The organism is Baaleninema simplex PCC 7105 (genome assembly GCF_000332355.1).
Lineage (GTDB): Bacteria > Cyanobacteriota > Cyanobacteriia > Cyanobacteriales > Geitlerinemataceae > Baaleninema > Baaleninema simplex.
Window position 1 is genome coordinate 206892 of sequence record NZ_KB235962.1, and the last position, 9940, is coordinate 216831.

General features: G+C 54.5%; 10 protein-coding genes. 5 read left to right on the forward strand and 5 right to left on the reverse strand.

Annotated features, from left to right (window positions below; genetic code table 11):
- Nucleotides 1-107 precede the first annotated feature (107 nt).
- Nucleotides 108-1751, reverse strand: coding sequence for a S8 family serine peptidase (locus GEI7105_RS0126160; RefSeq protein ID WP_245555505.1), 1644 nt, complete (start codon nucleotides 1749-1751; stop codon nucleotides 108-110).
- A gap of 133 nt (nucleotides 1752-1884) precedes the next feature.
- Here GEI7105_RS0126160 and rpe point away from each other — a divergent pair, with 133 nt between their 5' ends.
- Nucleotides 1885-2592 (forward strand): ribulose-phosphate 3-epimerase, encoded by a 708-nt coding sequence (rpe, locus tag GEI7105_RS0126165; protein WP_017663328.1) that lies wholly within the window; start codon nucleotides 1885-1887, stop codon nucleotides 2590-2592.
- A gap of 63 nt (nucleotides 2593-2655) precedes the next feature.
- On the opposite strand, the gene GEI7105_RS0126170 is transcribed toward rpe, so the two are convergent.
- Complete coding sequence (locus GEI7105_RS0126170; protein WP_026097983.1) at nucleotides 2656-3237, reverse strand: chromophore lyase CpcT/CpeT; 582 nt, start codon at nucleotides 3235-3237, stop codon at nucleotides 2656-2658.
- Between the two features lie 35 nt (nucleotides 3238-3272).
- On the opposite strand from GEI7105_RS0126170, the gene GEI7105_RS0126175 reads away from it, so the two are divergent.
- Nucleotides 3273-3965, forward strand: a complete 693-nt coding sequence (locus GEI7105_RS0126175; protein WP_017663330.1) for a M15 family metallopeptidase — start codon at nucleotides 3273-3275, stop codon at nucleotides 3963-3965.
- A gap of 265 nt (nucleotides 3966-4230) precedes the next feature.
- On the opposite strand, the gene GEI7105_RS0126180 is transcribed toward GEI7105_RS0126175, so the two are convergent.
- Together GEI7105_RS0126180 and prfB are read right to left on the reverse strand one after the other, a co-directional pair.
- On the reverse strand, nucleotides 4231-4908 hold the full coding sequence (locus GEI7105_RS0126180; protein WP_144054056.1) for a hypothetical protein: 678 nt from the start codon (nucleotides 4906-4908) through the stop codon (nucleotides 4231-4233).
- Nucleotides 4895-6020, reverse strand: a protein-coding gene (gene prfB / locus GEI7105_RS0126185) for a peptide chain release factor 2 (protein ID WP_144054057.1) whose coding sequence is annotated in 2 segments (ribosomal slippage) — nucleotides 4895-5947 and nucleotides 5949-6020 — 1125 coding nt in all. Because the reading frame shifts where the segments join, the coding sequence is not laid out codon by codon here. The genes GEI7105_RS0126180 and prfB overlap by 14 nt, the downstream gene beginning before the upstream one ends.
- Before the next feature lie 209 nt (nucleotides 6021-6229).
- On the opposite strand from prfB, the gene GEI7105_RS0126190 reads away from it, so the two are divergent.
- Both GEI7105_RS0126190 and GEI7105_RS0126195 read left to right on the forward strand, forming a co-directional pair.
- Nucleotides 6230-6685: a hypothetical protein gene (locus tag GEI7105_RS0126190; protein ID WP_144054058.1), complete on the forward strand. Its 456-nt coding sequence runs from the start codon at nucleotides 6230-6232 to the stop codon at nucleotides 6683-6685.
- A gap of 96 nt (nucleotides 6686-6781) precedes the next feature.
- Entirely contained in the window at nucleotides 6782-7717 is a 936-nt protein-coding gene (locus tag GEI7105_RS0126195) for an AAA family ATPase (RefSeq protein WP_017663334.1), read from the forward strand.
- A gap of 98 nt (nucleotides 7718-7815) precedes the next feature.
- On the opposite strand, the gene GEI7105_RS0126200 is transcribed toward GEI7105_RS0126195, so the two are convergent.
- Complete coding sequence (locus GEI7105_RS0126200; protein WP_017663335.1) at nucleotides 7816-9189, reverse strand: anthranilate synthase component I; 1374 nt, start codon at nucleotides 9187-9189, stop codon at nucleotides 7816-7818.
- 33 nt (nucleotides 9190-9222) lie between these two features.
- Between GEI7105_RS0126200 and ruvA the strand changes: the two genes are divergently transcribed.
- Nucleotides 9223-9849: a Holliday junction branch migration protein RuvA gene (ruvA, locus tag GEI7105_RS0126205; protein ID WP_017663336.1), complete on the forward strand. Its 627-nt coding sequence runs from the start codon at nucleotides 9223-9225 to the stop codon at nucleotides 9847-9849.
- The last annotated feature ends 91 nt before the right edge of the window (nucleotides 9850-9940 follow it).

A 9940-nucleotide genomic window follows, 5' to 3' on the forward strand; every position in this document is an offset into this window, starting at 1 on the left:
ACAGGGAGAGGGGGAGACAGGGAGAGGGGGAGACAGGGAGAGGGGGAGAAACTGTCAACTGTTTCCACTGGTGACTGGTGACTGGCGACTGGCGACTGAAACACTGTTCACTCTTCACTGTTTGTCACCGTCCACCAGGCGAGGGCATAGTCTTGCTCGGCGTCGTTGACTTGGCGGTTGTAGACGACGCGGAGTTTGTACCGGCCGGTTTCGGGGACGGCGTGAAAGACGTGTTCGACGCTATCGACGGGACTCGTCGAAGACCAGATGCTGTCGGAAATGTCGTCGGAATCGGCAGGCATTAGGTAAAGGTCGAGGTTGTTGAGGCCGCGATCGCTAAACGTCTCGCCTTGGTCGTACAAGCCGTTTCCGTTGGCGTCGTCGAGATCGACTCGGCGACTCCAGGTCAGGGTGGCGGCCACGTAACTGTCGGCTTGTAGGGGTTCGTCAATGACGTAATCGCGATAGTTGTTGGTTTCGACTCGGTCAAAATCCCAGCCGATCGCAGGAATCTCGTCGCTCGGTCCCCACTGACCGGGACTGAACTGCTGGTACGCTCGAAAGGCGTTGAGATGGCCGGTTCCCATGCCCCGATGTAACGGCACTTCGGGGTTGTTGTGGGCGTCGGAGGTGAGCCAGTTTCCTTCTTGGCGATCGCCGATGGTGCGCGTCATTCCCTGTAACAGCCCGTTTCCACTATCTTGCACTTTATCGGCGGAGTTGAGGAGTACCGCTTTCATGACTTGGTGGCGGCGACTGTCAAGGCTCCAGTGAGGGGCGTTTTGGCTCAGTTGGCGATCGCCGTATTCTTGTAGTAACGCCACGACTCCCGCCACGTGAGGAGCGGCGAAACTGGTTCCGGTACTTTGAAAGACCGTACCGTCGGGACGCAGGAGATCGACGTTGCGACCGGGAGCTAAAAGACTGACGAGGCGGCGTCCGTCGATGTTGGTTTCGAGTCCCACGAGACGACTGCGAACGCCTTCAAACACGCTACCGAGGTTGGAAACGTCCACGCGATCGAACACGCCGTTTTCGGCTCGACTGAACGCCACGTTCACCCCGTTAAAGTTATCGGTGGGAATGGGAATGCCGCCGTTGCCTTGGTTTCCGGCGATGACGTAAAGAACGTCGTGCTGGTTGGCCGACCAATCGATGCAGAGGGTCAAATGGGCGTTTCCGTCGAGAACGGCATTGTCGCGGGGATCGAGCCAGAGGGGTTCGCCGAAGCTGAAGTTAATTGCCCGCACGTCGTCGCTGTTCTGCAACGCGACGTGTTGGGTGGTGGCGCATTCTTGGGCTTGGCGGTTCGCTCCCATTTCCGTCGCGGCACCTGCCGAGTACAGTTGGGCTTCTGGAGCGACTCCTACGGCCTCTTTATGATTGCTCACCATCACCCCGGCGACGCTGTGGGCGTGGGCGTCGACGTTGGTTTCCATTTGGGCGGGGGCGTCTCGCATAAACACCCCCGCGAGGTCGGGGGCGTATTGGGTGTAAGGCGGAACGTCTTTGTCGAGTCCGAATTGAGCCGGACGCCCGATTTCAACTTGTCCGATGCCGATTTTGCGCCCCAAGAGGTTGTAGGGTTCGGCATGCAGGCGTTGGGCGTCGATCCCTCCTTCTCCGGTCGAAGAGGTGGCTGAGGAAGGGGAGGGGGCTAGGGTGTAAGCGATGCCGAGTGTGCTGACGAAACCGGCTCGGAGCGTTGCAAAAAATCGCGATCGAGCGTGCGACGGTTTTCTATCCTTCAAGGGTTTACTCCTATTGAATCGATGCAAAAAACGGGCGTTGTTTGGGAGCGACTCGCGAATTTTGCCGACATCTTTTGTTAAACTTTGGGAAATCATGTATCGATCGTAACAAGTATATCGGGAAGACTGCGACATGGCAGAGACGCAATCTCAAAAACAAACGGTTATCGCTCCTTCGATTTTATCAGCGGATTTCAGCCGTTTGGGTGAAGAAATCAAAGCTGTAGACGAAGCGGGTGCCGACTGGATTCACGTGGACGTGATGGACGGTCGTTTCGTTCCGAACATCACCATCGGCCCGTTAATCGTGAAAGCGATTCGTCCGGTGACGAAAAAACCGTTAGACGTTCATTTGATGATCGTCGAACCGGAAAAGTACGTTGAAGATTTTGCTAAAGCTGGGGCGGATATTATTTCGGTTCACGCCGAGCATAACGCTTCGCCGCACTTGCATCGAACCCTCGGACAAATTCGCGAACTCGGAAAACAAGCTGGGGTCGTCCTCAATCCCGGCACGCCGCTCGAATTGATCGAATATGTTTTAGAATTATGCGATCTGATTCTAATTATGAGCGTTAACCCCGGTTTCGGCGGTCAAAGCTTTATTCCGGAAGTGGTTCCCAAGATTCAAAAACTCCGTCAAATGTGCGACGAACGGGGTCTCGATCCCTGGATTGAAGTCGATGGCGGCCTCAAACCGGCTAACACTTGGCAAGTTCTCGACGCCGGTGCTAACGCTATCGTCGCGGGTTCTGCGGTGTTTAAGGCTCCGAGCTATGCTGAGGCGATTGAAGGGATTCGTAACAGCAAACGCCCGACGCCGGAAATGGCGACGGTGTAGGTCGTTTTTCGGGTATTTTCTCTCGTTCCCAGCCAAGAGGCTGGGAATGCAGTTTTCTAGGGTTCACACTTCGTAAGCCTGCATTTTTTGAAAGTCGTAAGCCCCCATTAACGCGCCCCACAAGCCCCGCCCCGTTTCGGGATCGACGCCACGATCGCGACTGCGAAACCGCCCCGCACTCGCTTCAAACCCCAACACCACTTGACGGGTTTTTCCGTCGTACTGGAAACAGCATTTTGCGCCTTCTGGCGGTTCGGCGACAAAGACACCCTCGCGATCGCTCACCTCTAATACGCAACCGGGTAAGTCTTCCAAATCCTCTACAGTCAAGCTCTCGAGCAATTGAGGATTCGCCCCCGCCCCTTTAAATTTCTCCGGTTCCCGAAACGCCTTATACTCGACGCACAACGGCGAGACCTCGCCGAGTTTCAACACCAAAACTCGCTGACGATAGGGCTGTTGGAGTTTCAAGGCAGGGGCTTGTTCGGCGAACAACGCCAAATCTCCGTCGATGGAAATGGGTAGGGGACGATGCCACAGGTGAATGTGGACGAACCAAGCAGGATTTTCTCGGGCTTGCTCCCCGTTGTCGAATTCTCCGGCGAGGAGACGGGCGAGGATGTTGACTTGCACGGGTATTGACATATTTTATAGATTATGGTATTAAACAAAGCTTCCTAATGAAACCTTATCAAACGATCGCCATTCGAGAGTGCGGCGAACCTTTGGTGTCGATTCCCGAAGAGGTCTTTTCCCGAGAGTTACCGCATCCTTACGCGAAATTGGGCGCTCCCTACGGCGATCGCTCTCCGTTTTTCGTGCGTCGGGGAATTGGCGATCGCCTCCTGAGTGCCCAAAGGACCCTACAACAACATCGTCCCGGTTGGCGAATTCGCATTTTTGACGCCTATCGTCCGATTGCGGTACAGCAGTTTATGGTGGATTACACCTTTGCCGAAGTGGTGCGATCGAAACAGCTTTCTCCCGATGCTCTAACCCCCGAACAGCGTCGAGACCTCTTAGAAGAAGTGTATCGATTCTGGGCGCTTCCGAGTCGCGATCGCGCCACGCCGCCACCACACAGCACGGGAGCGGCGATAGACGTGACGCTGGTAGATGAGTGCGATCGCCCCCTCGATATGGGATCGCCGATCGACGAACTTTCAGAGCGTTCCTATCCCAACTACTTCATCGACGCTAAGTCCACCGCAGAATGTCAGTTTCATGCAAACCGCCAACTGCTCGCCGACGCCATGACGTCTACGGGATTCGCCCAACACCCGAACGAATGGTGGCATTTCAGCTATGGCGACCAACTGTGGGCGTGGCTGACGCAGCATTCTACCGCCATTTACGGACGTAGCGACGACTGATACGGAATCCGAATTTCAAACACTGGTTTTGTCCAACCTGACAAGCCCCTCTCTGTGTCCTCTGTGACTCTGGGCGTGAAGACTTCTTGAAACTCAGCTTATCGGAAACGGAACGAAAAAAGCCCCAGCCACCCAACGACTGGAGCCAGTAGCGAACAGGAGATTACCCAACATGACTGAGGCGGGACACTAGACCAAGCCCACCTATTGCAGCCCTGTCGTTGTTACGAATTGTAACACAACATTAAGGTTTGTAAAGTCTCGTTTAACAAGGTTTTGGTGTCGTCGCCTCGACCTGTCCCCACATCGGCGAACCGCGAACGCAGCAACCTAACGCCTCTAACCAACGGACGACGCTATGGTTGCAGGTATTGAACGCCCAGTACGACTCAGCGTCGGGAACGAAATACAAGCCCACTGCACGGTTGTACTGGGGAGAGGCGAAACTGCTGTCGTAGCGGCGATCGAGTCGTTCGAGTAACGCCTCGACGCGATCGCGATTCGCCACCACCGGAAACACATCTCGTTCGGCGCGATTTCCCTGTTGTAACCGTCGTTTTAAATCTTCGATATCCTCGCCATCCCAGGCGATCGCGCGACGCCCCAACGTCCCCGGTGTGGGATATACCACAGCTCTGAGCAAACTCGGCCAAGCATTGTTATTCTCCGCGTAGACCGCGCGATCGCCGAAGGAATATTCGACAAATCCCTCTGTTGTCGGTAATACGAGGCTGTTGTGGCCGAGCTGACCGAGAATCTCGTAAGCCACCACATACACCGTCGTCGGACGTTCCGGTTGTAACGGCGGAACCACGATCGCCCGTCGGTTCGCCCACATCCCCACTGCAAAAACTGCCACGATAAAGATCGCCCCCCACCGTCGAACCTTGCGGTTCCAAAGGTGAGAGGCGAGCGATCGCGGCGATCGCTTAGGTAGAGACACCGTTGTCAGTTAATTGGCTGTCTTGACGCAAGTAGGCTTCGATAAACCCATCTAAATCGCCGTTCATCACGTCGTCGATGGAATTGGTTTCGACGCCAGTTCGCAAATCCTTCACCATTTGATAGGGGTGAAAGACGTAATTTCGGATTTGGTTTCCCCAAGCAGCTTCTACCATATCGCCGCGAATATCAGCGATTTCTTGAAGTCGTTGTTCTTCAGCGATCGCCAATAATTTCGCTTTCAACAACGCTAGGGCTTTTTCTTTGTTTTGTAACTGCGATCGCTCCTGCGTGCAGCGTACCGCCAACCCCGACGGAATATGAACCACGCGCACGGCAGTTTCAACTTTGTTGACGTTTTGACCGCCTTTTCCCCCCGATCGCGAGGTGGTGATTTCCAAATCCTTTTCGGGAATGTCCAGCGTCACCGAACTGTCTAAAACCGGCATCACATCCACCCCCGCGAAACTGGTTTGGCGTTTTCCGTTGGCGTTGAACGGCGAAATCCGCACCAAGCGATGGGTTCCTTTTTCCGATTTTAAATAGCCGTAGGCGTAACGGCCTTCAATTTCGAGGGTGACGGATTTAATCCCCGCTTCGCCCCCTTCCGAGAGTTCCGTTGTCGTGACTTTATAGCCGTGCTGTTCGCCCCACCGCGTATACATTCGCAGCAGCATTTCCGCCCAATCCTGAGCGTCCGTACCCCCTGCGCCCGCGTCGATGGACAACACCGCACCGCCTTTATCGTAGTGTCCTGACAGCAGTTGTTGCAGTTCCCACTGTTCCAACTCGCGATCGAGTTGCTTGACATTTGACGCAGCTTCTGCTACAAGCGCCTCGTCCGTGTCTTCTTCTAACAGATCGAGAACTGCTTGTGCGTCTTCCAAACTCGAGAGCCAGGTTCGATACTGCTCCAAGCTCGATTTCAAATCGTTCAACTCTTGAAGCGTAGACTGAGCTGTCTCTTGGTTTTCCCAAAATTCCGGTTGTGCGGCGATTTGCTCTAAATCCGCGATTTTCGCCTTCAGTGCAGGCGGGTCAAAGATAGTCCTGGGTTTTTCCCAGGCGATCGGAGAGCAGTTCGACTTCGCGTTTGATATCTGCGACTTCCATAGTCGGTTGAGCTTCTGTAAAGGTCGTCTCTACTCATTGTGCCATTTTTGTGGGGAAGCGTGAAGGAGCAGGGGAGCTTCTTTAGTGCAAAGGGAAGAGTGGGGAGTTCTCCTCACTGGTGACTGGCGACTGTAAAAGTCGCGATCGCGATAAAATGCTACATTCAACAGCAGATATGTCCGCATTCGTTTACTGCGCCTGTTTGCGAAATGATGATGCTCGTCCGAGAAGCCCTCGATCGCCCCGAAGTTCTGCTACAACTGAAGTTAGCCCTCAGCCGTGCCCTCAACCGCGAAGAGAAAAATTGGGGATATTTCAAAACTGTTCGGAGCCACGACGGAAACTTCCATCTCGAGATTCCCAACCATCCCTCACTGAAGTTCGTTCAAAACCCCGATCGCTACATTTACAAACTCTACTGGGGGCGTGCGGAAAAACCGTCGGTCTACACTCGTAAGAAGAAGAAAACCGTCACCCACCCCAAAACGCGACAGGACAAGATTCAGCGTACTTACGAAGTTCTCTTTCTCGCCGACGGGCGATCGAGCGTTCGCACGATTAACCGACTGTTGGCCACTGAAATTCGCGATCGCATCGCCGCCCACGTTTCCGCCCAATCTGACGACGAACTCGAACCCTTGGTATTGCTAACAGAAGCCAACTAGAAAGGGGGACAAGGAGACAAGGAAGACACTGTTCCCCGTTCCCCGTTCCCCGTCAATTATTAATTATCAATTGTCAATTATCAACTATCAATTGCCATGAGTGCTTCTGAGAAACTGCAAGAGAGTGCTGCAACGATCGAGCGATTGCGAGACAATCTCAGTCGCACTATTGTCGGGAAAGAACGCGCGATTCGGTTAGTTCTCGTCGCCCTACTGTCGGGGGGACACGCTTTGCTCGAAGACGTTCCGGGCGTGGGAAAAACCCTGTTGGCCAAGTCTCTGGCGCGATCGATCGGCGGGAAGTTCCAACGCATTCAATGCACCCCCGACTTACTTCCAACGGATATCACCGGAACCAACATCTGGAATCCCCGAACTGGAGATTTTGAATTTCTTCCGGGCCCCGTTTTCGCCAACGTTCTCCTCTCTGACGAAATCAACCGCGCCACTCCCCGCACCCAGTCGGCCCTGCTGGAGGTGATGGAGGAAAAACAAGTCACCGTTGACGGCGTATCTCGCGGCGTTCCCCAACCGTTTTTCGTCATCGCCACTCAAAACCCCATTGAATATCAGGGAACCTTTCCCCTCCCCGAAGCACAAATGGATCGCTTTACCCTGTCGCTGTCGCTGGGATATCCCACGGAAGCCGAAGAGTTGCAAATGCTGCAACAGCTTAACCACAGCGTCCCTGTGGGGAAACTCGAACCCTGCTTGAGTCTTGACGAATTGAGAGATTTATGCTATGCCTGCGGCAACGTTACCGTCGAGACACCGCTCCAGCAATATATTCTCAACTTAGTTCGCGCCACCCGAGACGACGACGAGATTACGTTAGGCGTGAGTCCGCGCGGTGCGGTAGCGTTGCAAAAAGCCACTCAAGCCTATGCGTTTCTCGAAGGACGAGACTACGCGATTCCCGACGACGTGAAAGCGATCGCCCCTCACGTTCTCGCCCACCGTTTGATTCCCGCTGGGGGACGTAAAGGCGACGCGATCGTGGCGCGGTTGCTGGAAACTGTCGCCGTTCCGTAAGTTTGGAGGGGGAGAAAGGGAGAGGGGGAGAAAGGGAGAGGGGGAGAGGGGGAGAAAGGGAGAGGGGGAGATCGTTCCCCGTTATCAATTTTCAATTTTCAATTTTCAATTCTCAAAGCGGCTAATTGCGCCTTCGCTTTGGAGAGCGACTCGAACCATTCTCGGGTAGGATCGCTGTCGGCGACGATTCCCGCCCCCACTTGTCCCCAGACGCGCCCTCGAGACACCAGTAAGGTACGAATGAGAATGTTGAGATCGAGGAATCCTCGGATGTCGAGATAGCCGCAGGAGCCGTAAAACAAACTGCGACGAACGGGTTCGAGTTCTTCGATAATCTCCATACAGCGGACTTTCGGACATCCGGTGATGGTTCCGCCGGGAAACAGGGCGCGTATCAGATCGATCGCATCTCGAGATGTCTCCATTTCCCCAATGACGTTACTGACGAGGTGCATGACGTGACTGTAGCGCTCGATCGCCAGTAACTCGTTGACGCGCACGGAACCCCAACGACAGACGCGCCCGAGATCGTTGCGTTCTAAGTCCACTAACATAATATGTTCGGCGTTTTCCTTGCGGTTGTCGAGGAGTTCGGCTTCTAAGGCTTTATCGCTTTCGGGGGTGTCTCCACGGGGGCGCGTTCCGGCGATGGGGCGCGTTTCGGCGATTCCGTCGCGCAGACGCACCAACCGTTCCGGGGAACAACTCACCACCGCACCCCACGGCGTATTCCAATAACTGGCAAAAGGTGAGGGGTTGATTTCGTGCAAGGTTTGATAGAGTTGCCAAGGATGCTGAGCGGTTTGTGTCTCGAACCGTAGCGAGAGGTTGGTTTGGAAGATGTCTCCGGCGTGAATGTAAGCTTTGGCGCGACGCACCATCGTCTCGTAATCTTCCTGGGAAGAGAGATAGGTCATGGGGGAATTCGTCGGCTGAGATTTCGGGAAAACCAACGCATCTTCGTCTCGGGTTTCCCATTGTTGCTGCATTTCGTCGAGTTGTTGCGGCGAGGAGGCGGCGAACCATAGGGTATCTTGGAGGCGATCGAGGATGGCGAAGCGTTCGGGTTCGTACCAATACGCCACTGGAAAGGGAAGACGATCGCGGCGACGGTAGGGTAAACGTTCGATTTCCCAAGCGAGATCGTATCCCAACCATCCCAACCATCCGCCGATAAAGGGAAGGTGGGAAATGTTGGGATTGGGTTCTGGGGTGGAGTAGCGATCGCGCAAACGTCCCAAAAAGGGTAAAATTTCCCCGATCGCGGGGGTATAGAGTTGTCGTTTCCCCCCGAGAACCCGAGGGTTTCCCGCACAAATGGAAAACCGCGCCAGTTCGGGATTTTCGCAGCGAGTCGGACTTTCTAAGAGCGTGGAAATTTCGTCGCGGAGAAACAGGGCGCGAAAGACATCTCGGGCGGTGTGAGAGTGGAGGGAGAGCGATCGCCAAAACCAGGGAGTTCGCAAGGTCATCAAAACGCTAAAATTGGCAATTTACGATGTGGAATGATTAGTTATCTTAAAGGTTCGATCGCCAGCGTTGACGTATCGACACCCAATCGAACGATGCTGACTGTCGAAGTCAACGGAATCGGCTACGAACTGCAAATTACACCCCGCTTGGCGAGACGCCTTCCGCCGTTGGGGGAGTCGTTTCAAGTGTTTTGCGATTTGCAGCAACGCGAAGATCGTCCGGTTTTCTACGGCTTTGGAAGCGTCGCCGAACGAGATTTGTTTCGCCAACTGATTCGCGCTAGCGGTGTCGGTTCGCAACTGGCGTTGGCGCTTCTCGATACTTTGGAACTGTCGGATTTGGTACAGGCGATCGTCACGGGAAACCACCGAATTCTCTCGCAAACCCCCGGTGTGGGGAAGAAAACCGCCGAACGAATTTCGTTAGAGCTTCGCAGCAAACTTTCGGAGTGGCGTCAGCGGGTGCAGTTAGAAACGGTTCCCGAGGCGGGATTGACGGCGGAGATTCAAGAAGACGTAGAGATAACGTTGTTGGCGTTGAAATTCAGCCCCGAAGAGGTGATGAAAGCCATCAACGCTTTGGCGCAAGATGCGACATTTCGCGATCGCCACGACGCCGAGGCTTGGATTAAGCGAGCGATCGCCCTGTTGTCGGCGTGATACTCCATTCTTTTCCGAGAAGCTAGGTTTCAAGAAGTCTTCACCACATCACCCCCTTCGCCCCCTATCCCCCCTTCGCCCCCCCTTTGAA